The sequence below is a fragment of the Variovorax soli genome, assembly GCF_031454625.1.
Taxonomy (GTDB): Bacteria; Pseudomonadota; Gammaproteobacteria; order Burkholderiales; family Burkholderiaceae_C; genus Variovorax; species Variovorax soli_A.
This window is the reverse complement of the sequence record NZ_JAVDRF010000002.1, coordinates 531,301-554,179: the sequence shown is the minus strand read 5'-3', so window position 1 is coordinate 554,179 and position 22,879 is coordinate 531,301. Positions and strand designations below refer to the sequence as shown.

The following is a 22,879-nucleotide window of genomic DNA, read 5'->3' as shown; positions in this document are numbered from 1 at the left end:
CGCGGTCCGGCTGCGGCAAGGCAGGCTCGACGAGGCGCAGCAGGCCTTCAGGGGATTCGCGTGCGCAACAGCGGCTGGGCGCTCGTGAGGCTGGCCGAAGTCGAGCGCAGGCGGGGCGATGCAGTGCGCGACAATCGGCCGAGTGGTCGGAGCCTGCCGGGACGGCAGGCATCCGGCGCGCGCGAAACCACCCCCCTGATGACAGCCGCCCCCATCTACGCTTTGCCCCTTCCCCCTGCCGGCCTCGCTGCATTGGAGCAGCGGCTCGCCGGCGATCTCGAATGCCTGGGTTGGCCAGCGCGGCCCTGGATGCGCGAGCGCCAGCATGACGGTGCCGAGGTGCTCGACGTCGCCATCGTCGGCGCCGGCCAGGCCGGCCTCGCTGCCGCAGCCGCACTCGCGCAGCAAGGCATACGGGCCGTGGTGTTCGACCGCGCGCGCGAGGGCTTCGAAGGGCCCTGGGCGACCACGGCGCGCATGGAAACGCTGCGCTCGCCCAAGGAGCTCACCGGCCCGGCGCTGGGGCTGCCCGCCCTCACCTTCCGCGCCTGGTTCGAGGCCCGGTTCGGCGCCGAGGCCTGGGCTCTCCTCGACAAGATCCCGCGCCTTCAATGGATGGACTACCTGCGCTGGTATCGGCGCGTGATGGCGGTGGACGTGCGCAACGAAACGACGGTCACCGCCTTTCATCCGCGCGCCGATGCGATGGTGCGGCTCGCGCTGCAGACGCCCGAGGGCGCACGCAGCGTGCTGGCGCGGCGCGTGGTGCTGGCGACAGGGCGCGATGGCCTCGGTGGCCCGGCCGTTCCCTCTTTCGTCGCCGGGTTGCCGCCGTCGGCCTGGGCGCATTCCTCCGACGACATGGACTACGCCCGGTTGAATGGCCTGCGCGTCGGCGTGATCGGCGCGGGCGCCTCGGCGATGGACAGCGCCGCCACCGCGCTGGAAGCCGGCGCGCGCAGTGTGGACCTGCTGATCCGCCGCGATGATCTGCCCCGCGTCAACAAAGGCAAGGGAGCCGGCTCACCGGGACTGACCCACGGACACTACGACCTGCCGGATGAACACAAGTGGCGCGTGCGGCACTACATCAACCGCCAGAGCGTGCCGCCGCCGCGCGGCAGCACGCTGCGGGTTTCGCGGCATCCCGGCGCACGCTTCCACTTCGGCTGCCCCATTCTCGATGTCGCCTGGCAAGCCGACGACCGCGCGCTGCGCGTCTCGACGCCACGCGGCGAGTTCGAGTTTGACTTCCTGATCGTGTCCACCGGCTTCAAGGTGGATTGGGGCAGCCGCCCCGAGTTCGCCGCCATTGCCCCCCATGTGCGCGCATGGAAGGAGCGCTTCACGCCGCCACCGGGCGAAGAGGACACCGAGCTGGCCGACTCGCCGGACCTCGGGCCCGCGTTCGAACTCCAGGAAAGGGTCGCGGGCGCCTGCCCCGGGCTCGATCGCATCCATTGCTTCTGCTACCCCGCCGCGATGTCGCACGGCACCGTCTCCGGCGACATCCCCGCCATCAGCGAAGGCGCGCGGCGGCTGGCCGGCGGCATCGCGAGCCTCTTCTATCGCGAGGATTTCGAGTACCACTTCGCGCGGCTCGAAGCTTTCGACGAGCCGGAACTGATGGGCGACGAATGGGTGCCCGCGGCGCCCGCCGACGCGAATCCTGGCGAACCTTTGCGGCGCACCGCCAGCTGAACAAGCCGCACCCCTCGATCACACGACGATGACCTCCGCACCCACTCCCTCGACACCTTCCACGCCTTTCGACCTGGTCGATCGGCTCGTGCCCCTGGCCCCTGGCCAGTCCACCTGGAAGATCCGCCACGAGCGCCCCAAGGTCGTCGAAGCCACGCAAGGCAGCTACGAGGCCCTGTTCTCGCCGGCCGTGGAAGGCCTCGCCGTCATCGAGCGCTTGCTGGTCGCGCTGCATGCCTGCCGCATCGGCAGGGCCGCTGCGTTCGGCGACCATTACCGCGAGCGTCTTCTCGCAGAGGGCGCCGAGGCTTCGCTCGTCGATGCCGTGGACCGAGGCGGGATCGCTTCGCTGCGCGACCCGCGCCTGGCGCGCCTGCTCAGCTTCACCGCCACGCTGATGCGGCGCCCGCTGGACGGCGACCAGGCCGCGGTCCAGGCGCTGCGCGAGGCCGGTCTGAGCACACCCGCCATCGTTGCACTGGCGCAGCTGGTGGCCTTCCTGTCCTACCAGGTCCGGCTGGCCGCGGGGTTGAAGGCCATGTCCGATGCGGAGGCCGCGGCATGACGGCACCGATCCGCATCCAGGGCTTCACCACGGAGGTCCTGCGCTGGCAACCCTGGCTCGAGGGCGTGGCGCTCGACAGCGCCACGCCCGAGCAGCTGGCGGCGCTCGACGCGATGAGCCCGCAGGCCAGGACCTCGCCCTATTTCCTGCTGCTGGCGCACCAGCCCGAGATGCTGCTGCAGCGCTCCATCGCCTTCAACGCGATCATGTTCGCGCCCGGCGGCATGCCGCGCGCGGAGCGCGAGCTGGGCGCCACGGTGGAGTCGCGCGTGAATGGCTGCGTGTACTGCGCCTCGGTGCATGCGCAGCGCTTCCAGCAGCTCGCCCGGCGCAGCGACGTGATCGAGCAGGTGTTCGAGGAGCCCGCCTCCGCCGGCACCACGCCGAGGGAGCAGGCCATCGTGCGTTTCTCGATGCGGCTGACGGAGAAGCCCGACGAGGTGATGGCCGAAGACATTCGCGCCTTGCGAGAGGTCGGGCTCTCGGCGCTGGAGATCCTCGACCTGATCCATTCGGTGGCGCTCTTCGCGTGGGCCAATCGCCTGATGCTCAACCTCGGCGAGCCCATCTTTCCCGAGGACCCTGCAAGCGAAGCGGCCGGCGCCTGAGCCACCGGCTCAGCGCAGACGCTCGCGCAGCCCGGTGACGGTCTCGCGCTCCAGCGCCAGCGGCGCGAGCAGGTCGTTCTCGCCGCGGAAGTCGACGCCGGCGATCAGCGAGGCGGCGTCCACCAGGGTGCGGGTGGCGGGCATGGGCAAGCCGGCCATGCGGCCGAGGGCTTCGAGGAACACGAGGCCGTACGGGATGTCCTCGGTCACGTACCGGGTATCCACGCGGATCGGGCCCGGCGGTCCGCCGCGCTTCGCATGGAGCTCGGAGGCGATATCCGCCAGCCGTGTCGAAGCCACGCCGAAGGAGCGCGCGAAGTGCTCCTCGACGCTGCCGACCTCGATGCCGTACGCGCCGGCCAGCGCACGCCGCTCGGCATCGAGCGTTTCGATCACGCGCGCGACCGCGGGCGTCATGCAGTGGTACTGGGCCCAGGGCTCGCCACGCTCGATCCGGGTCCAGTTGTAGACCGCGAGCGGCGCGTGCGAGATCGCATTGACATTGGCGAGCGCGCTCTGCAGCGCATCGTCCTGCGCATGGAAGCCCTCCCCGAACATCGCGGTGCACAAGGCCAGCACGGAGGCGATGTCCGCGCCGGGCAGCGCCGAGACGCCGACGCGGCCACGGCGCGTCATGACCCGCACCTGCAACGCGGACTCGCGCCGGGCGGTCAGCACCGTCGTGCCCAGGCTCGCGACCGTCAACTGCCGGCCCGCCCGCTTGGCGTTCTCGTAAAGGTAGAGCGAGGACAGCGAGGCCATGGAACTGACGATGACCACCTGCCCGTCCCGAACGAAGGGGAGCATCCGGTCCATCACCCGGCGATGGCCATTGACCGGCATTGCGAGCAGCAGCACGTCGGCATCGCCGCAGAGCTCGGCCAGGCCGTGCACGAAGCCGGCGGCCACCGTGCACGGATGCAGGCCCGTGCACGCCAGCGCGTGGGTTCCCGGCAACCCGGCCTCGGTGCCGCGCGGCGACCACAGCAGGACTTCGTGCCCTGCCTGCCTCAACCAGACCGCGCTGGCCAGCGCGATCGCACCCGTTCCCACGATGCCGACGCGCAGCCGGCCACCGGCGGCGCTGCCGAATGAATCCGTCCGCTCCGAAGCAGGCCGCTCGGGCTCAGTCAACCTTGATCCCGCCCTGCTTGATGACGCGCGCCCAGCGCTGGCTGTCTTCCTCCACCACTTTGCCCAGCGCCGCGCTGCCGCCGCAGGTGTCCACGGCGCCCAGCTGCGCGAAGTGCTGCCGCGTCTCCGGCATGCCGCACACCTCGAGCAATGCCGCCGAGAGCGCCTTGACCCGCTCCGCGGGCATGCTCGCGGGCGCCATCACGCCCACCCAGACCGGCACGTCCATGCCGCCCGCACCGATCGCCTCGCCCACCGTCCTGGCATTGCCGAGCTTGGGCAAGGGCGCACGCGAGAAGGTGCCGAGCACGCGGGCCTTGCCGCTCTCGACCATGGGCTCGATGGAAGCTGCGCTGGTGACGATCAGCGCCACCTGCCCGCCCAGCAGGTCGGTCAAGGCGGGCGCGGCGCCGCGGTACGGCACGTGCAGCAGCTCCACACCGGCGCCCTGCGCCAGCAGTGCGCCGGTCAGGTGCGACACGGTGCCGTTCCCGGTGGAGGCGTAGCTCACCAGGCCGGGCCTGCTCTTTGCGTCGCGCAAGGCATCGGCCAAGGTCTTGTAGGGACTCTCGGCGCGCACCGCCACCGTCATGGGGGTGTCGGCAATCAAGGCCACCGGTGCGAAGTCCCGGCGCGGGTCGTAGGGCAGCTTGGGCTGCAGGTGCGGGGCGATCGTGATGGCACCGCCGGTGGCCAGCAGCACGGTCGCGCCATCGGTCGACTTGGCCACGGCGTCCGCCGCCACGATGCCGCCGGCGCCAGCCTTGTTGTCGATGACCACCGGCGTGCCCAGCTTGTCGCCGAGCTTGCTGCCGAGGTAACGGGCGATCACGTCCTGCGCGCCGCCGGAGGCGAAGGGCACGACGATGCGCAGAGGCTTGTCGTTCTGCCCGAGCGCGGGCGCCGCTGCCATGCAGGCCGCGAGGGCGAGCGACAGTGATTTGGAGAGCAGTTTCATGAGGACGTCCGGAAACGTGGAAAGACGAGCGGCAAGCGGCGTGCCTCAGAGCAGCACGATGTCGTATTGCCCCTGCCCCATCGCCGGCTCCGCCTGAAGCGAGATCGGCTTGCCGATGAAATCGCTGAGCCCCGCCAGGTGCTGGCTTTCCTCATCGAGGAACAACTCGATCACCTGCGGCGAGGACACGATGCGGAACTCGCGCGGCGTGAACTGGCGCGCCTCGCGCAGGATCTCGCGCAGCACGTCGTAGGCCACGCTGCGTGCGGTCTTGACGATGCCCTGCCCGCCGCAGGCCAGGCAGGGCTCGCACAGCATGTGCGCCAGCGACTCGCGGGTGCGCTTGCGCGTCATCTCGACCAGGCCGAGCTGCGAGAAGCCGCCTGCGGTGGTCTTGACGCGGTCGCGTGCCAGCTGCTTGCGGAACTCGGCCAGCACCTGCTCGCGATGGTCGTCGCGCACCATGTCGATGAAGTCGACGATGATGATCCCGCCCAGGTTGCGCAGGCGCAGCTGCCGGGCGATGGCCTGCGCAGCCTCCAGGTTGGTCTTGAAGATCGTGTCGTCGAAGTTGCGCGCGCCGACATAGCCGCCGGTGTTGACGTCGATCGTGGTGAGCGCCTCGGTCTGGTCCACCACCAGGTAGCCGCCGGACTTCAGGTCGACGCGGCGCCCCAGCGCCTTGGCGATCTCCTCGTCGATCGAATAGAGGTCGAAGATCGGCCGCTCGCCCTTGTAGAGCTGCAGCTTGCCCGCGGCCTGCGGCATGAATTCGAGGCCGAACTTGAGCAGCGCATCGAACTGCTCGCGCGAGTCGATGCGGATGGTCTGCGTGTCTTCGATGGTCATGTCGCGCAGTACGCGCTGCAGCAGGCTCAGATCCTGGTGCAGCAGCGACATCGGCGGCATGCGCGTCGACAGCTCGCGGATGCGCGACCAGGTCTTGCGCAGGTAGGCGATGTCTTCCGCCAGCTCGGCATCGCTCGAATCCTCGCCATTGGTGCGCAGGATGAAGCCACCGGTGGCCTCGGGCACCACGCCGCCGCTGCCGGCCGCGGCGGCCGCCTCGATCAGCACCTGCATGCGGGCGCGCAACGCATCGCGCAGGTCGGAGGGGATCTTCTGCGACACGCCCACATGGTTGTCCTGCGGCAAAAAGACCAGCAGCCGGCCCGCAATGCTGATCTGCGTGGACAGGCGGGCGCCCTTGGTGCCGATCGGGTCCTTGATCACCTGCACCAGGAGCGACTGGCCCTCGAACACCTGCTTTTCGATCGGCACCACCCCGCTGCCGTTGCGAGGGTCGCGATCGATCGCCGTCGCACTCGGCCGCGAACCGGGCGTGAACGGCGCCACTATGTCGGCCACGTGCAGGAAGGCCGTGCGGTCCAGGCCGATGTCGATGAACGCAGACTGCATGCCGGGCAGCACCCGCGAGACCTTGCCCAGGTAGACATTGCCGACCAGCCCGCGCTCCAGCGTGCGCTCCACGTGGAGCTCCTGCACGGCGCCGTGCTCGACCACGGCGACGCGGGTCTCCTGGGGGGACCAGTTGATCAGGATGTCTTGCATCTTCGTCTACCTAAAGCGCAAAGCCGGCCAGGCGCAGCAACTGGGCCGTCTCGAACATCGGAAGGCCCATGATGCCCGAATGCGAGCCGCTGATGTGCTCGACGAAGGCGGCCGCCCGCCCCTGGATGGCATAGGCCCCCGCCTTGCCCTCGGGCTCGCCGCTGGCAACGTAGGCAGCGATGCGGCGCTTCTCGACCGCGGCGAAGCGCACGCGCGATACGCTGAGCGCCGCATGCCGGCGCTTGCCGTGCTGCAGCGCCACGGCCGTCAGCACGCGGTGCGTGCGGCCGGACAACAGCGCCAGCATGCGCTGCGCGTCCTGTGCATCGGCGGGTTTGCCGAGGATGGCTCGCCCGCAGGCGACCGTGGTGTCGGCGCACAGCACCGGCGCCGGCGGCAGTCCCAGGCGGCGATGGCGCGCCACCGCCGCATCCAGCTTGAGCGCGGTGACGCGCTGCACGTAGGCGGTGGGCGATTCGCCCGGCTGCACGTGCTCCAGCGCCTCCGTGTCCTCCTCGGGACCGGCCAGCAGCAGCTCGTGGCGCACGCCGAGCAGGCCCAGCAGCTGCGCGCGGCGCGGGCTCTGCGAGGCGAGATAGATGAAGGGGTCCGTCATTCGCGGTGGTAAGGATGGCCGGCGTTGATCGACCAGGCGCGGTAGAGCTGCTCGACGAGCAGCACACGCGCCATTGCATGGGGCAAGGTGAGATCCGAAAGCCGGATGCGTTCGTGCGCGGCGGCCTTGAAGGCCGGGTCCAGCCCGTCGGGGCCGCCGATCACCAGCGCCACGTCGTCGCCCCCGCCCTGCCAGGCCGACAGCCGGGCCGCCAGCGCCTTGGTCGTGAGGGCGGTCCCGCGCTCGTCCAGCACCACGATGCGCATGCCCTTGGCGATCGCCGCCTCGATGCGCTCGCGCTCGGCGGCATGCAGCGTCTCGAGCGTCTTGGAGGCGCGCGGCTCGGTCTTGACCGCCCGCAGCTCGAGCTTGAGCTCGGGCGGAAAGCGCTTGGCGTAGTCGTCCCAGGCGGTCTGTGCCCAGTCGGGCACTCGCTGCCCGACCGCGACCACCAGCAACTTCATGCGCGTGCCGTGGCGGTCTTGCGCGGGGCCCTTTTCGCCGCGGTCACTTTCTTGGCCGGGGCCTTCGCAGCGGCCTTCTTGGCGGGCGCCTTGTTCACGACCATGGTCTTGACCGGCGCCTTCCTGGCTGGCGTCTTCCCGGCGGCGGTCTTCCTGGCCGCCGGCTTCGGCTTGGCGGCCGCGTCGGCAGCGCGCTGGGCGGTCTTGGCGGCGCTGGAGCGCCGGAGCGAAGGGCTCTTGGCGGCCGGCGCCTTTTCTTCGACCGCGCGGGGCGCCATCGGCTTGGCGGCGCCGAGCCTGGTCCGCACCGGCTTGTCGCCCCAGATCTCTTCCAGGTGGTAGTACTGGCGGATGGCCGGCTGCATGATGTGCGCCACCGCGGCGCCGCAGTCGACGATGATCCACTCGCCGTTTTCCTCGCCCTCCACGCGCGGCTTGGTGAAGCCGGCATCGCGCACGGCATCGCGCACGCTGGCCGCGAGCGCCTTGGTCTGGCGGTTGGAGGTGCCCGAAGCGACGATCACGCGCTCGAACAGCGGCGAGAGGTGCTCGGTGTCGAAGACCTGGATGTCGTGCGCCTTGACGTCCTCGAGTCCATCGATGATGGCTCTCTGGAGTTTCTGGGTGTCTTTCTTGGCGGCGGCTTCAGTACTCATCAGGTGGAACGGTAGAGGTGGTGTTGGTCAATATAGCGTGCAACCGCCGGCGGAACCAGACGAAAGAAGTCCTGGCCCTGCGCGGCGCGCATCCGCACGTCGGTGGCGCTGGTGTCCATGGGGGCGAGCGCGAGCGTCTCGAAGCGTGCGTCGGGCGGGAGTCCCGCCAACCCACGAGGATCGAAGGGACTTCCGTGCGTCGCGACGGGACGCTGCGCGACGGCGACGACGGCCCTCTGCAGGATCTCGCGCCAGCCGTGCCATTGCGGCAGCGAGGCCGCCTGGTCGGCGCCCAGGATGAGCACCAGTTCGGCGCCCGGGTGCTCCTGCTGCAACTCGCGCAAGGTGTCGAGGGTGTAGGTGGGGCCGGCGCGCCGCAGCTCGCGCGCGTCGACGATGGCGCCCGGCAGGCCTTCGAAGGCCAGCTGCGCCATCGCGAGGCGATGCCCGCCAGCGCTCAGCGCGCGTTCCTTGTGCCAGGCGTCACCGGTGGGAAAGATGCGCAGCTCGGCCAGGCCCAGCTGCGCGAGCGCGGCCTGCACCAGGGCGAGGTGTGCGTTGTGCGGCGGATCGAAGGCGCCGCCGAACACGCCGATGCGAGGCGCGGTCACAGCCATTCGCGGCGCACGATGAAATCGCTGTAGAGCGCGGCTTCCGGCGTGCCCGGCTCCGGCTCGCGGCGGTAGGCCCAGCTGGCCTGCGGCGGCATCGACAGCAGGATGGATTCCGTGCGTCCGCCCGACTGAAGACCGAAGTGCGTGCCGCGGTCCCACACCAGGTTGAACTCCACGTAGCGTCCGCGCCGGTAGAGCTGGAACGCGCGCTCGCGCTCGCCGGAAGGCGTGGCGCGCCGGCGCTCGACGATCGGCAGGTAGGCCGGCAGGAAGGCATCGCCGACCGAACGCAGCATGGCGAAGCTGCGCTCGAAGCCGAGCTCCGCGAAGTCGTCGAAGAAGATGCCGCCGATGCCGCGCTGCTCGTTGCGATGCTTGAGGAAGAAATACTCGTCGCACCAGGTCTTGAAGCGCGGGTACTTGTCATCGCCGAAGGGCGCCAGCGCATCGCGGCAGGCGCGATGGAAATGCACCGCGTCCTCCTCGAAGCCGTAATAGGGCGTCAGGTCCATGCCGCCGCCGAACCAGCACACCGGTTCCCCCTGCGCCGGCAGCGCCGCCAGCATGCGCACGTTCATGTGCACGGTGGGCACGTAGGGGTTGCGCGGATGGAACACCAGCGAGACGCCCATGGCCTCGAAGGGAGCGCCGGCCAGCTCGGGCCTGTGCTGGGTGGCCGAAGGCGGCAGCTTCGGGCCGCGCACCTGGGAGAAGCCGCAGCCCGCGCGTTCGAACAGGGCACCGTCCTCCAGGATGCAGGTCAGGCCGCTCCCCTGCAGGGGTTCGCCGGGCCCCTTCTCCCAGGCATCGCGCACGCAGGCATGGCCGTCGGCCGCCTCGATCGCAGCCACGATGCGCTGCTGCAGCCCCCGCAGGTAGTCGCCGACGGCTTGGGGGTCGTCGCGCATCAGCCTGGGGGCGTGCGCGCCTGGACGGCGCGGTGCCCGATGTCCTTGCGGTACTGCGCCCCATCGAAATGGATGCGCGCCGCCACCGCGTACGCGCGCTGCTGCGCCTGCTTGACGCTGTCGGCCAGCACGGTGACGCACAGCACGCGCCCCCCGCTGGTCTTGAGCTCGCCCTCTTCGAAGGTGGTGCCGGCATGGAAGACCACGGCATCGGACGTCTCGGGCGGGATGCCGTGGATGGCATCGCCCTTGCGCGGCGACAAGGGATAACCGTGCGCCGCCATCACGACGCCGAGCGCGACGCGGCGGTCCCAGTCGAGCTCGATCTGGTCGAGCGTGCCGTCGGTCGCGTGCCAGAACACCTCGAACAGGTCGGACTTCAGCCGCATCATGATCGGCTGGGTCTCGGGGTCGCCCATGCGGCAGTTGAATTCCAGCGTCTTGGGGTGGCCGGCGGCGTCGATCATCAGCCCGGCGTAGAGGAAGCCGGTGTAGGGAATGCCGTCCTTCTCCATGCCGCGGATGGTGGGCAGGATGATCTCGCGCATGGCCCGCGCGTGCACCTCGGCCGTGACCACCGGCGCCGGCGAGTAGGCGCCCATGCCGCCGGTGTTGGGGCCCTGGTCGCCGTCCTGCAGGCGCTTGTGGTCCTGGCTGGTGGCGAGCGCCGTCACGTTCACGCCGTCGCACAGCACGATGAAGCTGGCCTCCTCGCCCTGCAGGAACTCCTCGATCACTACGCGCGCGCCGCCCTCGTTGTGCGAGATGCCCAGCTTGTTGTCCACCAGCATGAAGTCGATGGCCTCATGCGCTTCCTGCAGCGTCGTCGCCACCACCACGCCCTTGCCGGCCGCCAGGCCGTCGGCCTTGATCACGATCGGCACGCCCTTGGCGTCCACGTAGGCATGGGCGGCCCCGGGATGGGTGAAGGCCTCGTACTCGGCCGTGGGAATGTTGTGGCGCTTCATGAAGGCCTTGGAGAAGGCCTTGGAGCTCTCCAGCTGCGCCGCGGCCTTGGTGGGGCCGAAGATGCGCAGCCCGTGCGCGCGGAATTCGTCCACCACGCCCGCTGCCAGCGGCGCCTCGGGGCCGACCACGGTCAGCGCGATCTTCTCCTTCAAGGCCCAGGCCCGCAGCGCGGCGGGCTCGGCGATGTCGATGCATTCGTAGCGCGAATCCGCGTGCGTGCCGCCGTTGCCCGGCGCCACGTAGACGCGGCTCACGCGCGCAGCCTGTGCCAGGCGCCACGCCAGTGCGTGCTCGCGGCCCCCTCCCCCGATCACCAGTACCTTCATTCGCAGGCTTTCATGGTCGCTTTTCTCATTCGGAAAGCGCAGCGTTGTGATAGACATCCTGCACGTCGTCGAGGTCCTCGAGCGCGTCGAGCAGCTTCTGCATCTTCGCGGCCTCCTCGCCGGCCAGCTCGATGGTGTTCTCGGCGCGCATCGTCACCTCGGCAATCTCGGGCTTGAGGCCTGCCGCCTCCAGCGCGTCGCGCACGGCCTCGAAGTCGCCGGGCGCGGTGAGCACCTCGATGGCGCCGTCCTCATCGCTCAGCACGTCCTCGGCGCCGGCCTCGAGCGCGACCTCCATCACCTTGTCCTCGCTGGTGCCGGGCGCGAAGACGAGCTGCCCGCAATGCTTGAACTGAAAGGCGACGGAGCCTTCGGTGCCCATGTTGCCCCCGTGCTTGCCGAAGGCGTGGCGCACCTCGGCCACGGTGCGCACGCGGTTGTCGGTCATGGTGTCGACGATGATCGCGGCGCCGCCGATGCCGTAGCCCTCGTAGCGGATCTCCTCGTAGCTGACGCCTTCGAGGTTGCCGGTGGCCTTGTCGATGTTGCGCTTGATGGTGTCGGCCGGCAGATTGACGGCCTTGGCCTTGTCGACCGCCAGCCGCAGCCGGGGATTGGCGCTCAGATCGCCGCCGCCGGCCTTCGCCGCGACCATGATTTCACGGATGGCACGGGTCCAGAGCTTGCCGCGCTTTTCGTCCTGCCGGCCCTTCCTGTGCTGAATGTTCGCCCATTTACTGTGTCCGGCCATGGCAGTCGTTCTCGCTATCTCGTGTTTTCGAAGCAGGTAGGGAGTTTACTGTCCGGCGCGGTACGACGGCCCCGCGTCCTACAGGGGGAGCACAGATCCTTTTTGGGATAATCCGCCGCTGATGCGCCGGGCCAGGTCGGGCATCTCCGGTTTCCATCCCTCACAGCGCATGAATATTCCTCCAACAACGAATGCCGAAGCCGCAACGCCCGCCGAGGAGCACTGCGACGTGCTCGTGATCGGCGGTGGCCCGGCCGGCTCCACGGCCGCGGCGTTGCTGGCGCAGCAGGGCCGCAAGGTGGTCCTGCTCGAGAAGGCACACCATCCTCGCTTCCACATCGGCGAGTCGCTGCTGCCGGCCAACGTGCAGCTGTTCGACCGGCTCGGCCTGCGCGACGAGATCGAGCGCATCGGCATGCCGAAGTGGGGCGTGGAATTCGTTTCCCCCGACCACGACCACAACGCCATGGTCGAGTTCGCCGACGCCTGGGACAAGACCATGCCCTATGCGTGGCAGGTGCGGCGCTCGGAGATGGACGAGATCCTGTTCCGCAACGCCGGCGCCCGCGGCGCGCAGACCCTCGAGGGCTGCCGCGTGCGCGAAGTCCAGTTCGACGCCGAGGGCGCCACGGTCAGCGCCCGTCTCGACGACGGTGCCGCGCGCAGCTGGCGCGCCCGCTTCGTGCTCGACGCCTCCGGCCGCGACACCTTCCTGTCGAACAAGTTCAAGGCCAAGCAGAAGAACCCCAAGCACAACAGCTCGGCCCTCTTCGGCCATTTCCGCAACGCCGACCGGCTGCCGGGCAAGCTCGAGGGCAACATCACCATCTTCTGGTTCGCGCACGGCTGGTTCTGGTACATCCCGCTGGCCGACGGCACCACCAGCATCGGCGCCGTCTGCTGGCCCTACTACCTCAAGTCGCGCAGCAAGCCCCTCAACGATTTCTTCGCCGACACCATCGCGCTGTGCCCGCAGCTGGCCGCGCGCCTGTCCTCGGCCACGCTGGTGGACGACGCGGTCCATGCCACCGGCAACTATTCGTACACCAGCACGCACTGCAGCGGCGAGCGTTACCTGATGCTGGGCGACGCCTACAGCTTCATCGACCCGGTGTTCTCCTCGGGCGTGTACCTCGCCATGTACAGCGCCTTCGAAGGCGCCGACGTGGTGGCGGCGGCCCTCGACCGCCCGGCCGAGGCCGCCGCGGCGCGGCAGCGCTTCGAGCGCGACATGCGCAAGGGCCCGCGCGAGTTCTCCTGGTTCATCTTCCGCGTGACCAATCCCACCATCCGCGAATTCTTCATGTACCCGCAAAACCCGTTCCGCGTGAAGGAAGCGCTGCTGTCGCTCCTGGCCGGCGACATCTACGGCAAGACGCCGATCTGGCGCTCGCTGCGGGTGCTCAAGGCTCTGTACTACCTGGTGTCCGCCGGCCATCCGCGCCGCACCTGGCAGGCCTGGCAGCGGCGGCGCCGCAACGTCCGCGACCTCGGGCCGCTCGCCGGCGAAAACATCGTCGAGGCCCGGTGAGCGCCACCCGGACGCCCGAAGGCGCTCGCCCCCTCCTGACGAGCCCGGGGAAGGTTCTCTTGTGAGCGCGCGCGACTTCAACGGGGTGCCGCCCCTGCGCGTCGAGCGACTGTCGCTGTCCCAGAGCCTGGCGCTGCCGCTGGCCGGGCAGGCACCCTTCGGCGCGCTCGGCTACGGCACTCCCAACGACCTGGCCTGGATGCCGACGGTCAATGCCCGCGTACTCTCGGACGCCGGCGCCATGGCCGACGTGTGGCACGCCAGCGAGCACATCGAATCCGGCACCACCGGCGCGGTGCGCTGGCGCTGCGACGGCCACTGGATGCTGGGGGCCATCGACCTCGACGAAACGAGCGAAGGATCCGACCTCGCCGAGCCGGCCCACCGGGCCTACCGCGACCTCTTCCGGTCGCTCGCGCACACCGGCTGCACGCACCTGTTGCGGGTCTGGAACTACCTGCCTCGCATCAACGCCGATGGCGGTGGCCTCGAGCGCTACCGCCAGTTCAACCTGGGCCGCCAGCAAGCCTTCGTCGAGGCCGGCCAGGCCGCCTTCGAAGGCGCGCCGGCCGCCTGTGCCCTGGGCATCCACCAGGGTGCCCTGGGCATCCGCTTCCTGGCCGGCCGCGTCGCGCCGCTGCCGGTCGAGAACCCGCGCCAGGTCTCGGCGTACCACTACCCGCCAGCCTATGGCCCGCGCTCGCCCACCTTCTCGCGCGCCGCACTGGCCGAAATCGGCGGCGGCGACGTGGCGCTGTTCATCTCCGGCACGGCGAGCATCGTCGGGCACGAGACGGTGCACCGCGGCGACGTGCGCGCGCAGACCGAAGAAACGCTGCGCAATCTCGAGGCCGTGATCGCCGCGGCCAACGCGCGCGGCTCCGCGCGCTTCGGCCTGGAGCGCATCGATGCCGTGGTCTACGTGCGCCATGCCGCCGACACGCCGACCGTGCGCCAGGTGCTCGAACAGAAGCTGGGCGCCCATTCCCACATGCTGCGCCACGCGATCTGCCTGGAGGCGGACATCTGCCGCCAGGAGCTGCTGGTGGAGATCGAGGCCCATGCCGTCGCCGCCGGCTCCTTGGGGCCTGACCGTACCGGCAAACCATGAAGCGCCTGCTGCGCTGGATCGTCTCCGTTCCCCTCGCCGTGCTGCTCTATGCATTGCTGGCGCTGCTGGGCGGAATCTCGCTCGCCTGGAACCTGATCGCGATGCTGCTCTACCCGGTGCTGCCCGCGCGCACCGGCCGCGCACTGGGCCGCCGCGTGATCGCGCTGGCCTACCGCGCCTTCTGGGCCACCGCCTCGGCCGTGGGCATGATGCGCATCGACGCCGGCTGCCTCGACGCGCTGCGCGAGGAACGCGGCGTGGTCTTCGTCGCCAACCACCCGACCATGCTCGACGCACTGCTGCTGGTGGCGCGCCTGCCGCGCAGCGCCTGCATCATGAAGGCCGACCTGATGCGCAACATCTTTCTCGGCGCGGGCGCGCGGCTGGCGCGCTACATCCGCAACGACTCGGCGCGCGTCATGGTGCGCCTCGCCGTCGAAGACCTGAAGGCCGGCGGCCAGCTGGTGATCTTCCCCGAGGGCACGCGCACGGTGACGCCGCCGCTGAATGCCTTCCGCCCCGGCGTCACGCTCATCGCGAAGCTGGCGCAGGCGCCGATCCAGACCGTCTTCATCGACACCGACTCGCCCTACCTCGCCAAGGGCTGGCCGCTGTGGCGGGTGCCGCCGCTGCCCATCGTCTTCACCCTGCGGCTGGGCCGGCGCTTCGCGCCTCAGCAGGACAGCGACGCGCTGCTGCGAGAGATCGAACAATACTTCCGACATCCCCTGGAACAGCGCGCCACCGACGCGCAGCCCGCATGCCAGCAGCCTCGCGCACCCACCTTGTCCTGATCCCCAGCTACAACACCGGCGAGCGCCTGTTCTCCACCGTGAGCGCGGCCCGCGCCCAATGGAATCCGGTGTGGGTGGTGGTCGACGGCAGCACCGACGGCACCGGCGAGCGGCTGCAGCAGATGGCCAGCGCCGATCCCGGCCTGCGCGTGTGGCTGCTGCCGCACAACCAGGGCAAGGGCGCGGCCGTGCTGCACGGGCTGCGCGCGGCGCGGGAGGCCGGCTTCACGCATGCGCTCACCATGGATTCGGACGGCCAGCATCCCGCCGAGCTGATCCCGGCCTTCATGCAGGCCTCGCAGGCAAGGCCCGAGACGATGGTGCTGGGCCGCCCGGTGTTCGACGCCTCGGCGCCGCTGCTGCGGGTGCGCGGGCGCAAGGTGTCCAACGGCTGGACCCAGCTCGAGACGCTCTTCGCCGGCATCGGCGACTCGCTCTACGGCTTCCGCGTCTACCCGGTGGCGGCGCTGATCGCGGTCATGGAGCGCCAGCCGTGGATGCGCCGTTTCGACTTCGACACCGAGGCCGTGGTGCGCCTGGCCTGGCGCGGCGTCAAGCCGGTCAACATCGACGCGCCGGTCAAGTACCTCAGCGCCGAGGAAGGCGGCGTCTCGCACTTCCGCTACTTGCGCGACAACGCCCTGCTGACGTGGATGCACACGCGGCTGATGGTGGAGTTCGTGCTGCGCTTGCCGAGCCTGGTGTGGCGCAGGGTGCGAGGGGCGCCGCCCTTTCAGCGCTGACGAATGCGGACACCGTCTGTCCGCCTTCAAGCCCTCAGACCATCCCGCCGTTGATCGAGATGATCTGGCCCGTGATGTAGGCCGCCTCTTCGCTTGCCAGGAAGCCCGCCAGCGCCGCCACCTCCTCCGGCCGGCCCGCTCGCTTCACGGGCACCAGCTGGTCGATCATGGCCTTGTCGAAAGCACCGTCGGCCATCGGCGAGGCGATGATGCCCGGGGCGATTGCATTGACCGTCACGCCGCGTGCCGCCACCTCCAGCGAAAGCGCCTTGGTCGCGCTGTTGAGCGCGCCCTTCGCCGCCGCGTAGTTGACCTGCCCGCGGTTGCCGGTGAGCGAAGCCACCGACGACATGTTGATGATCCGCCCCCAGCGCGTGCGCAGCATCGGCAGCAGCAGCGGCTGCGTGACGCGGAAGAAGCCGTTGAGGGAGACGTCGATCACCTTGTGCCATTGCGCCGCGCGCATTCCGGGCAGCACGGCGTCGTCGTGCACGCCGGCGTTGTTGACGAGGATCTGCACGGGTCCGCCCGCCAGCAGGCGCTCGCAAGCGGTACGCGTGCCTTCATCGCTGCCGAGGTCGAAGACATGGCACTCGGCCTTGCCGCCGGCGGCGGTGATGGCGGCAGCCAGCTGCTCGACCGCCTCCGGCCTGCTGTTGGCATGCAGCAGCACCACGGCGCCATCGCGCGCCAGGCGTTGCGCCACCGCCGCGCCGAGGGCGCCACTGGCGCCGGTGATCAATGCGCGCTTTCCGTCGAGACTCATGAGGATCGGCTTTCCAAGGCAGGCGGCGTGTTGAGGACGACCACGGCGCGGCCTTCGGCCAGCGCGCGCCCTGCTTCGTCCTTGACCGCGAATTCGTAGAGGATCTGGCTCGCATCGCCCGAGAGACGACGTGCATGCACATGCAGCATTCCCTCGACCTCGTCGAGCCTCGAGACGGCCATGCGCACGTTGCGCGCGCTCGCGAGGAAGCCGGCCGAGGGCTCGCTGCCTTCCGGCGCAATCAGGCCGCCATGCAGGGCCATCGCCTGGGCTGCGTACTCGATCGCATTGGCGGACAGCAGGCCTCCGGCCGTGCGCAGCGGGTTGTCCGCGCGCCGGTGCGTGGCAGTCGTGCAATGGATCTCGTGCGCATCCCAGGATTCCAGCCGCTCCAGCAGGCACATGCTGCCGCTGTGGGGGATCAGGCGGGCGATGCCGGCCCGGTCGAGCTGTTGCGCCGCGTTCATCGGAGTCCCTTCGCGTTCGGCTGCGGCCGAGCGCCTTCGGGCGGCGGGGCGACGCTCATGACGTCTCCGCGCCGCGGTCGGCCACCAGCAGCACGTTGGCGAAGGGCGTGCCGGCGCTCATGGGGACGCTCTGCACCGCCGAGAAGCCCAGGCGCTGCAACAGCGCCGTCCACTCGGACAGCGGGCGTCCCCAGGTCGGCGAGACACGGTGCCCGCGGACGCGCGTGACGGTGCGGTCCACCCATTGGCTGATCGCGTAACCGCGCCGGCTGGCCGCATCGCCCACGCGCAGCAACAGCCGCCCGCCCGGCTGCAGGGCGCCGTGCACGCGGCGCAGCACGCCTTCCTGCGCGCCGTGATCCACGTAGTGCAGCACGTCGAGGATCACGACCAGGTCGCAGGCCGGCATGGCTGCCTTGCGCATGTCCTCGCAGGCGAAGCGCGGCGCCGGCCGCAGGTGGCCGATGGAAGCCTCGGCGCGCGCCACATCCTTCGGCATCAGCTCGATGCCGGTGTAGTGGGCCGCGGCCGGCGTGGCGGCCCAGGCCGCCGGCCAGCGGCCCGGCTGCGCCTGCATCGCGGCCATCGCCGAGAGCAGGCTGGCGAACAGGCCCTGGCCGCATCCGATGTCCACCACGCGGCGGCGCTCGCCGATCAGGCCGCGTTCGATCAGCCCGCGGAACACCGGATCGTGTCCCAGCTTGCCGCGCGCGAAATGCCAGGCGAAGTTGCCGGCCTGCTTGTAGGGCTGGGTCGCGGCGTCGTGCAATTGACGCCAGGCGGCGTCCGTGGAGGGCTTGTCTTTCATGAGCGGGTCAGGAGCTGTCACTGCTTTTCAACGCTTGCGGCAGTGTCACGGCGCGCAGGCCCTCGGCACGAAGGCGCTCGAGCAGACGCGGCAGGACCTCGAGCACCACGGGACGTCCTGCGGCCGTGCGGGCGGCATGGCCATCGTGCAGCAGCAGGATGTCGCCCGCCTCCAGGCCTTTCGTGAGACGCGCGAGCACCGTGGCCGGATCGCGTTCGCGCGTGTCGAAGCCGCGGCGTGTCCAGCTCACCAGCACCAGCCCCAGGCGACGCAGGACCGGCGCGAGAAAAGGGTTGCGCAGCCCGGCCGGCGCGCGGAAGCAGATGGGACGCTGGCCCGTCGCTTCCTGCAGCAGCAGCTGCGCGCGCTCGATCTCGGCGTGGAAGCCGCGCGGTCCGAGCAGGGAGAAGTTGTGGCGATGCCGCGCCGTGTGATTCTGGATGCTGTGGCCGCGCGCGACGATCTCGCGCGCCAGGGCCGGGTGCTCGCGCACGCGCTCGGCGATGCAGAAGAAGGTAGCGCGCTGGCCCTCGGCATCGAGCAGGTCCAGCACCTGCGGCGTGACGTCCGGGTCGGGTCCGTCATCGATGGTGATCGCAATCTCGCAGCGCGCGGCCGAGGCTGCCGGCAGCCGCGTGACGTTCGGCCCCAGCAGGCTGCTGCGCGGTGTGAGGCCGGCGGCCGTGATCAGCACGTGGTTCAGCACCACTGCCCCGATCGCCCAGGGCATCGCCCCCGGCACGAAGAGCGCCGCCGCCAGCGCCAGCAGGTGCCAGCCGACGCTGGCGCGCACGACGGGCGGCCAAGGCCATGAGCCGGAGGCGGGAAGGGCTTGGGACATCGGCGTGGATTCTCCCATCAGCGGCGTGGCGCCGAGACGCCCGCGGGCCCGCGCGCGAATGCGGCCGACAGCAGCAGCGCCAGCAGCGCGCCCGGCGCGACCACGCGGCCGATGGCCGACAGCGCCGGGATGTCCGAGACCGCGATCAACGTGAAGGACACGACCGTCGTCAGGTTGGCCAGCATCAGCGAGGCCAGCGTGTCCTCGTCGGCGCGGCCGGTCTCGCGCAGCTGGTCGAAAAAGAGCGCGTAATTGGAGCCCACCGCCACCACCAGCAGCAGGCCCACCAGGTGCAGGATGCCCAACGGCACCTGCAGCACGGCGAGGCCGCCCAGCGTCAACAGCACGGCGACCAGCAGCGGCTCGCAGACGGCCAGCAGCCGGCGCCCGGAGCGCAGCCAGGCGCCCAGCAGCAGGACCACCGCGAGCGCACCCAGCATCACCTGCACGAAGGCCTCGTGCAGGTAGCGCCGGTAGAGGCTGCGCAGTTCGTCGCCGACGTTGACCACCTGCACCTCGGCCATGCCGGCGAGCGCGGCCTCGAGGCGCTTCGCATCGAAGCGCTCGCCGGGATGCAGCGAGATCAGCGTCGACCAGCCGCCGCCGGGGCGCTCGAACATCAGTGCGCCGACCACCGCGCCGAGCGGGCCGCCGGCCAGGTCGGCGCGGTGGATCATCGGCTGGCCGCGCGCCGCCTCGACATCGGCCAGGAAGGGCCCGAGCCGGCTGGCGGACAAGGGCAGGCCCTGCGTGGCTTCGGCCAACCGCGCCTTCAGCGTCGCTGAATCGGGCAGGCTGGCGAGGCGCGCCGCCTGCGCCGCCTCGCTGGGCAGCACGCGGGTGACGCTCTCGAAGCCGGCGAGCTCGCCCTGCCCCACCAGCGCCTCGAGCTTCGCGGCCGCGGCCTCGGTGTTGCGCAGGGCCGCCTGCTCGTCGGCGCCGCGCACCACCACCAGAGTGCCGCCGTCGCTGGCGCCGATATCGGCGCGCAGCGCTTCGTCGAGCTGCTGCGCGGCCTTGGGCACCGGGCTCATCGCACTCAGGTCGGCGCGCCAGAGGTGGCCGCCCTGCCAGAGCACCAGGGCCAGCGCACCGATTCCGAGGCCGACAAAAAGCAGGCGCAGCCGCGGGAGGGCGCGCACGATGAGTCCCGCGATCTGCGCCATCTGCCGCCGCATGCCCATGCCTGTCGCGCCATCGGGCGCCAGCACCGGCAGCACGAAGCGCGCGACCAGCGCGGCGGCGATCAGCCCGGCCAGCGAGAAAACGCCCAGCTGCGCCAGCCCCGGAAAGCCCGAGAACACCAGCGCCGCGAAGCCGCAGACCGAGGTCAGCAAGCCCAGCCGCACGGTCGGCCAATGGATCTCGCGCCAGCGCATCCAGCCGGTGCCGGGCACGGCGGAGCCCCGCGCCTGGATCAGGTAGTAGATCGCGTAGTCCACCGTCTCGCCGATCAGCGTGCTGCCGAAGCCCATCGTCAGGCCGTGCACCTCGCCGAACACCAGGCTGACCGCCGCCGTGCCCCCGACCACGCCGGTGGCGACCGGCAGCAGCGCCACCACCAGCGCGCGCGGCGAGGCAAAGGCCAGCAGCAGCAGGGCGCCCATCACGAGGCCGCCGATGGTGGCGAGCTGGATGGCTTCGTGCTTGATGCGATCGCGGCTCTCGACGGAGAACACCGGTGCGCCGGTCAGCTGCAGCCGCGGACCGGCGCCGTTCATCTCGCGCGTGGCGGCGTCGAAGGCCTGTTGGATCTGCGCAATGGCCTGCGCCTGCGCGTCCAGGTCGCTGCCGGCCGCGTGGGTGGTGGCCAGGATCAGCGCCCGCGGCGCGCTGCGCGAGACCCACACGCCCTGCTCGCTGCGCGGCGAGCTCGCGGGGATCAGGCCCTCGGCGATGCGTTGCGTCTCGCCGGTGGGATCGCGCTCCAGCAGGGGCCGGGTGATCTGCCCCGCCGGCGTGCCCAGCTGCGAGAGCGTGTCGACGAGGGCATCGCGCAGGCCCGCGGCCGTGAAGCGCTCGGGCGCGATGTCGGGCGCCAGCTGGTAGCGATGCTCGAAGAGCCAGGTGCCGGCCTCCTTCCAGTCGCCCGTCTCGCCGTTCTGCACCTGGTCGAAGCGCCTGCTCTCGCGCATCGATGACGCCACGGCGCGCGACACCGCCGCGCGCTGGGCGGAATCCTTGCCGCCTTCGATGCCGATGAACAGGGTGCGCGAGGCGATGCCGCTTTGCAGCTGCTCGATCAGCACGCGCTGCCGCTGGTCCGGGCTGGCGGGCAGGAAGGCAGAAAGGTCCGCGCTGAAATGCGTGCGCGCAATGAGCGCGCTGCCGGCCGCCAGCGCCAGCAGCCAGACGACGAGGGCCAGCGCATGGCGCTGCCGGCCCGACGCGGCTGCCTGGGGCGCGGTCACGATGCGCCGCGCACCGGCGTGACCACCATGACCGAGCGGTCGCCGCCGATGAATTCCATCTCGATGCCCAGCACTTCGCCCCCCTTGCCCGTGAGCCGCAGCGAGCGCACCTGGGCCGCGAGCTTCTCGTCGATGGGCACGAGGTCCAGCGCCCACTTGTCGGCCGAGCCCGTGAGCGTGCTTCGGAAATAGCGCTGCAGGGTCTGCGTGTTGCCGTTCAGGGTGCTGCGCATGGCTTCGACCATGCCCAGCAGTTCCGGCATGCTGTCCAGCGTCAGCGTGCGGGTGCGGCCGCCGCGCGACAGGGTCAGGGTATTGCCGTCGACCGCCATGGTCTCGGGCCGCGGCGTGAGCGTGCGCCGCGTCAGCCGGTCGGGTGCCTGGAAGCTCAGCGTGCCGCTCGCGTCCAGCGGCCCTTCGAGGCCGCGCACGAAGCGCTGCTCGGTGAAGCGCGCCTCGCCATTCTTTTGCCGGGCGAGCAGGCCCATCAGCTCGGGCAAATCGAAGGCCCACGCCGAGGATGCACAGAGGCAGAGCGCAGCCACCAGCCAGCGGCGCCAATGCTCAATCTTCGAGCCAGAAATCATGGAAGTTGAACCAGTTGTACGGGTAGGCGCGGCACAGCGCTTCGAGCCGCGCGACATAGCTTTCGAGCGCCGCGCGGATGCGGCGTTCGCGCTCGGCAAGGTCCGGCACGCGTTCGCTGAAGTCGGCCAGCGGCTCGAAACGGACATCGTAGCGGGCGCCGCCCATATAGAGGCCCGCCATGAAGAACACCTTGCGCCGCAGCAGTGCCGCCAGCCGGAACGGACCGTCATCGATCACCGCCGGATGGCCGAGAAAAGGCAGCGTGATGCTGTTGCCGCGCTGCTGGCCCGCATCTTCAGGGCTGGGCAGCGTGCGGTCGGCCAGGAGCCCCGCAAGGCCCCCGCCATCCAGCCAGTCGCGCAGGTCCAGCATGGAATGCGGCCGCCCGAGGGCGATGATGTGCGGCCGCAGGCCGGGCTGGGCGATCGCCTCGAGGACCGCCGTGATCTGCTGCGCGTTGTCCCGGTACATCAGCATCGCGAGCCGCAGTTCCTTCGGACAGCCGCTCTGGTGCTTGCAGGCACCGATGGCTTCGAAGCTGCCGACGTGCGCACCGAGCAGGAAGGCGCCGCGCCCCGCGGTCACCTCGGCCTCGACCGGTTCGTTGCCTTGCACGCGCACGTCGAACAGGTCCATGCGGCCGCGCAGGAAGTAGATGCGGTCCAGCACCGTGGACGCGAAGGCATGCAGCAGGCGGTAGCCATCGGCCCAGCCGGCGCGCGGGCCGATGGCGCGGAACAGGTAGCGCTTGATGTGCCGCCGCGGCGCGGGCGAGAACAGCAGGAAGTACAGGCAGATCGGATGAAGCACCAGCCGCGCCAGCGGCCGCCCGCAGCGAATGGCGATCCAGCAGATCACGCGCAGCGCCAGCATGTTGCTGCGCTCGGGCGTGCGCGACCAGTCGGCCTGGCGCGGTTTCGCCTTGCCGGCCTCGGGCGGCTGCGCACCGCCCATGGGCGGCGTCCCTTCGCCTGCGG

General features: G+C 70.5%; 24 protein-coding genes. 7 read left to right on the top strand and 17 right to left on the bottom strand.

The window, feature by feature from the left end:
* The first annotated feature begins 198 nt into the window (after window positions 1-198).
* From J2739_RS06565 to J2739_RS06555, 3 genes are read left to right on the top strand one after another with little or no spacing between them, the layout of a single operon-like run.
* A complete protein-coding gene (locus J2739_RS06565) occupies window positions 199-1,701 on the top strand; it encodes an FAD-dependent oxidoreductase (RefSeq protein WP_309899977.1) in 1,503 nt (500 codons plus the stop codon).
* 28 nt (window positions 1,702-1,729) lie between these two features.
* Window positions 1,730-2,266 carry a CMD domain-containing protein gene (locus J2739_RS06560; RefSeq protein WP_309899736.1) on the top strand — a complete coding sequence of 179 codons (537 nt, stop codon included), beginning with the start codon at window positions 1,730-1,732 and terminating at the stop codon, window positions 2,264-2,266.
* The gene (locus tag J2739_RS06555) at window positions 2,263-2,874 is read left to right on the top strand and encodes a peroxidase-related enzyme (RefSeq protein ID WP_309899734.1); all 612 of its coding nucleotides are present in this window, start codon (window positions 2,263-2,265) and stop codon (window positions 2,872-2,874) included. Before J2739_RS06560 ends, J2739_RS06555 begins: the two co-directional genes overlap by 4 nt.
* A gap of 9 nt (window positions 2,875-2,883) precedes the next feature.
* On the opposite strand, the gene J2739_RS06550 is transcribed toward J2739_RS06555, so the two are convergent.
* From J2739_RS06550 to J2739_RS06505, 10 genes are read right to left on the bottom strand one after another with little or no spacing between them, the layout of a single operon-like run.
* Window positions 2,884-4,008, bottom strand: coding sequence for an NAD/NADP octopine/nopaline dehydrogenase family protein (locus J2739_RS06550; protein WP_309899732.1), 1,125 nt, complete (start codon window positions 4,006-4,008; stop codon window positions 2,884-2,886).
* The gene (locus J2739_RS06545; protein WP_309899730.1) at window positions 4,001-4,966 is read right to left on the bottom strand and encodes a Bug family tripartite tricarboxylate transporter substrate binding protein; all 966 of its coding nucleotides are present in this window, start codon (window positions 4,964-4,966) and stop codon (window positions 4,001-4,003) included. Before J2739_RS06545 ends, J2739_RS06550 begins: the two co-directional genes overlap by 8 nt.
* Before the next feature lie 45 nt (window positions 4,967-5,011).
* Window positions 5,012-6,538 carry a ribonuclease G gene (gene rng / locus J2739_RS06540; RefSeq protein WP_309899728.1) on the bottom strand — a complete coding sequence of 509 codons (1,527 nt, stop codon included), beginning with the start codon at window positions 6,536-6,538 and terminating at the stop codon, window positions 5,012-5,014.
* 10 nt (window positions 6,539-6,548) lie between these two features.
* The gene (locus tag J2739_RS06535) at window positions 6,549-7,154 is read right to left on the bottom strand and encodes a Maf family protein (RefSeq protein ID WP_309899726.1); all 606 of its coding nucleotides are present in this window, start codon (window positions 7,152-7,154) and stop codon (window positions 6,549-6,551) included.
* Complete coding sequence (gene rlmH, locus J2739_RS06530) at window positions 7,151-7,618, bottom strand: 23S rRNA (pseudouridine(1915)-N(3))-methyltransferase RlmH (RefSeq protein ID WP_309899724.1); 468 nt, start codon at window positions 7,616-7,618, stop codon at window positions 7,151-7,153. Before rlmH ends, J2739_RS06535 begins: the two co-directional genes overlap by 4 nt.
* A complete protein-coding gene (gene rsfS / locus J2739_RS06525; protein ID WP_309899722.1) occupies window positions 7,615-8,274 on the bottom strand; it encodes a ribosome silencing factor in 660 nt (219 codons plus the stop codon). The genes rlmH and rsfS overlap by 4 nt, the downstream gene beginning before the upstream one ends.
* Complete coding sequence (gene nadD, locus J2739_RS06520) at window positions 8,274-8,891, bottom strand: nicotinate (nicotinamide) nucleotide adenylyltransferase (RefSeq protein WP_309899720.1); 618 nt, start codon at window positions 8,889-8,891, stop codon at window positions 8,274-8,276. The genes rsfS and nadD overlap by 1 nt, the downstream gene beginning before the upstream one ends.
* On the bottom strand, window positions 8,882-9,796 hold the full coding sequence (hemF, locus tag J2739_RS06515; RefSeq protein WP_405053836.1) for an oxygen-dependent coproporphyrinogen oxidase: 915 nt from the start codon (window positions 9,794-9,796) through the stop codon (window positions 8,882-8,884). Before hemF ends, nadD begins: the two co-directional genes overlap by 10 nt.
* Window positions 9,796-11,091 (bottom strand): phosphoribosylamine--glycine ligase, encoded by a 1,296-nt coding sequence (purD, locus tag J2739_RS06510; RefSeq protein ID WP_309899717.1) that lies wholly within the window; start codon window positions 11,089-11,091, stop codon window positions 9,796-9,798. The genes hemF and purD overlap by 1 nt, the downstream gene beginning before the upstream one ends.
* A gap of 25 nt (window positions 11,092-11,116) precedes the next feature.
* Window positions 11,117-11,842: a YebC/PmpR family DNA-binding transcriptional regulator gene (locus tag J2739_RS06505; protein ID WP_309899715.1), complete on the bottom strand. Its 726-nt coding sequence runs from the start codon at window positions 11,840-11,842 to the stop codon at window positions 11,117-11,119.
* A 169-nt stretch (window positions 11,843-12,011) separates the two neighbouring features.
* Here J2739_RS06505 and J2739_RS06500 point away from each other — a divergent pair, with 169 nt between their 5' ends.
* The 4 genes from J2739_RS06500 to J2739_RS06485 all read left to right on the top strand — a co-directional run bounded on the left by J2739_RS06500 (window position 12,012) and on the right by J2739_RS06485 (window position 16,021).
* Window positions 12,012-13,373, top strand: coding sequence for an NAD(P)/FAD-dependent oxidoreductase (locus J2739_RS06500; RefSeq protein WP_309899714.1), 1,362 nt, complete (start codon window positions 12,012-12,014; stop codon window positions 13,371-13,373).
* A 61-nt stretch (window positions 13,374-13,434) separates the two neighbouring features.
* Complete coding sequence (locus tag J2739_RS06495) at window positions 13,435-14,484, top strand: chorismate transformation FkbO/Hyg5 family protein (RefSeq protein ID WP_309899712.1); 1,050 nt, start codon at window positions 13,435-13,437, stop codon at window positions 14,482-14,484.
* Window positions 14,481-15,278 carry a lysophospholipid acyltransferase family protein gene (locus J2739_RS06490; RefSeq protein WP_309899710.1) on the top strand — a complete coding sequence of 266 codons (798 nt, stop codon included), beginning with the start codon at window positions 14,481-14,483 and terminating at the stop codon, window positions 15,276-15,278. The genes J2739_RS06495 and J2739_RS06490 overlap by 4 nt, the downstream gene beginning before the upstream one ends.
* The gene (locus J2739_RS06485) at window positions 15,245-16,021 is read left to right on the top strand and encodes a glycosyltransferase family 2 protein (protein WP_309899708.1); all 777 of its coding nucleotides are present in this window, start codon (window positions 15,245-15,247) and stop codon (window positions 16,019-16,021) included. The genes J2739_RS06490 and J2739_RS06485 overlap by 34 nt, the downstream gene beginning before the upstream one ends.
* A gap of 34 nt (window positions 16,022-16,055) precedes the next feature.
* On the opposite strand, the gene fabG is transcribed toward J2739_RS06485, so the two are convergent.
* Genes fabG through J2739_RS06450 form a run of 7 tightly spaced genes read right to left on the bottom strand, consistent with a single transcriptional unit; the run spans window position 16,056 to window position 22,856 of the window.
* Entirely contained in the window at window positions 16,056-16,787 is a 732-nt protein-coding gene (gene fabG / locus J2739_RS06480) for a 3-oxoacyl-ACP reductase FabG (RefSeq protein WP_309899706.1), read from the bottom strand.
* Complete coding sequence (locus J2739_RS06475) at window positions 16,784-17,254, bottom strand: hotdog family protein (RefSeq protein WP_309899704.1); 471 nt, start codon at window positions 17,252-17,254, stop codon at window positions 16,784-16,786. The genes fabG and J2739_RS06475 overlap by 4 nt, the downstream gene beginning before the upstream one ends.
* A gap of 55 nt (window positions 17,255-17,309) precedes the next feature.
* Window positions 17,310-18,062: a class I SAM-dependent methyltransferase gene (locus tag J2739_RS06470; RefSeq protein ID WP_309899702.1), complete on the bottom strand. Its 753-nt coding sequence runs from the start codon at window positions 18,060-18,062 to the stop codon at window positions 17,310-17,312.
* A gap of 7 nt (window positions 18,063-18,069) precedes the next feature.
* Window positions 18,070-18,921: a polysaccharide deacetylase family protein gene (locus J2739_RS06465; RefSeq protein WP_309899701.1), complete on the bottom strand. Its 852-nt coding sequence runs from the start codon at window positions 18,919-18,921 to the stop codon at window positions 18,070-18,072.
* Entirely contained in the window at window positions 18,921-21,314 is a 2,394-nt protein-coding gene (locus J2739_RS06460) for an MMPL family transporter (RefSeq protein ID WP_309899699.1), read from the bottom strand. The genes J2739_RS06465 and J2739_RS06460 overlap by 1 nt, the downstream gene beginning before the upstream one ends.
* Window positions 21,311-21,901, bottom strand: coding sequence for a LolA-related protein (locus tag J2739_RS06455; protein WP_309899697.1), 591 nt, complete (start codon window positions 21,899-21,901; stop codon window positions 21,311-21,313). The genes J2739_RS06460 and J2739_RS06455 overlap by 4 nt, the downstream gene beginning before the upstream one ends.
* Window positions 21,879-22,856, bottom strand: a complete 978-nt coding sequence (locus J2739_RS06450) for an acyl-CoA synthetase (protein WP_405053843.1) — start codon at window positions 22,854-22,856, stop codon at window positions 21,879-21,881. Before J2739_RS06450 ends, J2739_RS06455 begins: the two co-directional genes overlap by 23 nt.
* Window positions 22,857-22,879 lie beyond the last annotated feature (23 nt).

Excerpts from the sequence above, each read along its gene's own strand:
- J2739_RS06565 (WP_309899977.1), top strand. The coding sequence starts at position 199 with ATGACAGCCGCCCCCATCTACGCTTTGCCCCTTCCCCCTGCCGGCCTC.
- J2739_RS06560 (WP_309899736.1), top strand. The coding sequence starts at position 1,730 with ATGACCTCCGCACCCACTCCCTCGACACCTTCCACGCCTTTCGACCTG.
- J2739_RS06555 (WP_309899734.1), top strand. The coding sequence starts at position 2,263 with ATGACGGCACCGATCCGCATCCAGGGCTTCACCACGGAGGTCCTGCGC.
- J2739_RS06545 (WP_309899730.1), bottom strand. The coding sequence starts at position 4,966 with ATGAAACTGCTCTCCAAATCACTGTCGCTCGCCCTCGCGGCCTGCATG.
- rng (WP_309899728.1), bottom strand. The coding sequence starts at position 6,538 with ATGCAAGACATCCTGATCAACTGGTCCCCCCAGGAGACCCGCGTCGCC.
- J2739_RS06535 (WP_309899726.1), bottom strand. The coding sequence starts at position 7,154 with ATGACGGACCCCTTCATCTATCTCGCCTCGCAGAGCCCGCGCCGCGCG.
- rlmH (WP_309899724.1), bottom strand. The coding sequence starts at position 7,618 with ATGAAGTTGCTGGTGGTCGCGGTCGGGCAGCGAGTGCCCGACTGGGCA.
- rsfS (WP_309899722.1), bottom strand. The coding sequence starts at position 8,274 with ATGAGTACTGAAGCCGCCGCCAAGAAAGACACCCAGAAACTCCAGAGA.
- nadD (WP_309899720.1), bottom strand. The coding sequence starts at position 8,891 with ATGGCTGTGACCGCGCCTCGCATCGGCGTGTTCGGCGGCGCCTTCGAT.
- hemF (WP_405053836.1), bottom strand. The coding sequence starts at position 9,796 with ATGCGCGACGACCCCCAAGCCGTCGGCGACTACCTGCGGGGGCTGCAG.
- purD (WP_309899717.1), bottom strand. The coding sequence starts at position 11,091 with ATGAAGGTACTGGTGATCGGGGGAGGGGGCCGCGAGCACGCACTGGCG.
- J2739_RS06505 (WP_309899715.1), bottom strand. The coding sequence starts at position 11,842 with ATGGCCGGACACAGTAAATGGGCGAACATTCAGCACAGGAAGGGCCGG.
- J2739_RS06500 (WP_309899714.1), top strand. The coding sequence starts at position 12,012 with ATGAATATTCCTCCAACAACGAATGCCGAAGCCGCAACGCCCGCCGAG.
- J2739_RS06490 (WP_309899710.1), top strand. The coding sequence starts at position 14,481 with ATGAAGCGCCTGCTGCGCTGGATCGTCTCCGTTCCCCTCGCCGTGCTG.
- J2739_RS06485 (WP_309899708.1), top strand. The coding sequence starts at position 15,245 with ATGCCAGCAGCCTCGCGCACCCACCTTGTCCTGATCCCCAGCTACAAC.
- fabG (WP_309899706.1), bottom strand. The coding sequence starts at position 16,787 with ATGAGTCTCGACGGAAAGCGCGCATTGATCACCGGCGCCAGTGGCGCC.
- J2739_RS06475 (WP_309899704.1), bottom strand. The coding sequence starts at position 17,254 with ATGAACGCGGCGCAACAGCTCGACCGGGCCGGCATCGCCCGCCTGATC.
- J2739_RS06470 (WP_309899702.1), bottom strand. The coding sequence starts at position 18,062 with ATGAAAGACAAGCCCTCCACGGACGCCGCCTGGCGTCAATTGCACGAC.
- J2739_RS06465 (WP_309899701.1), bottom strand. The coding sequence starts at position 18,921 with ATGGGAGAATCCACGCCGATGTCCCAAGCCCTTCCCGCCTCCGGCTCA.
- J2739_RS06455 (WP_309899697.1), bottom strand. The coding sequence starts at position 21,901 with ATGATTTCTGGCTCGAAGATTGAGCATTGGCGCCGCTGGCTGGTGGCT.
- J2739_RS06450 (WP_405053843.1), bottom strand. The coding sequence starts at position 22,856 with ATGGGCGGTGCGCAGCCGCCCGAGGCCGGCAAGGCGAAACCGCGCCAG.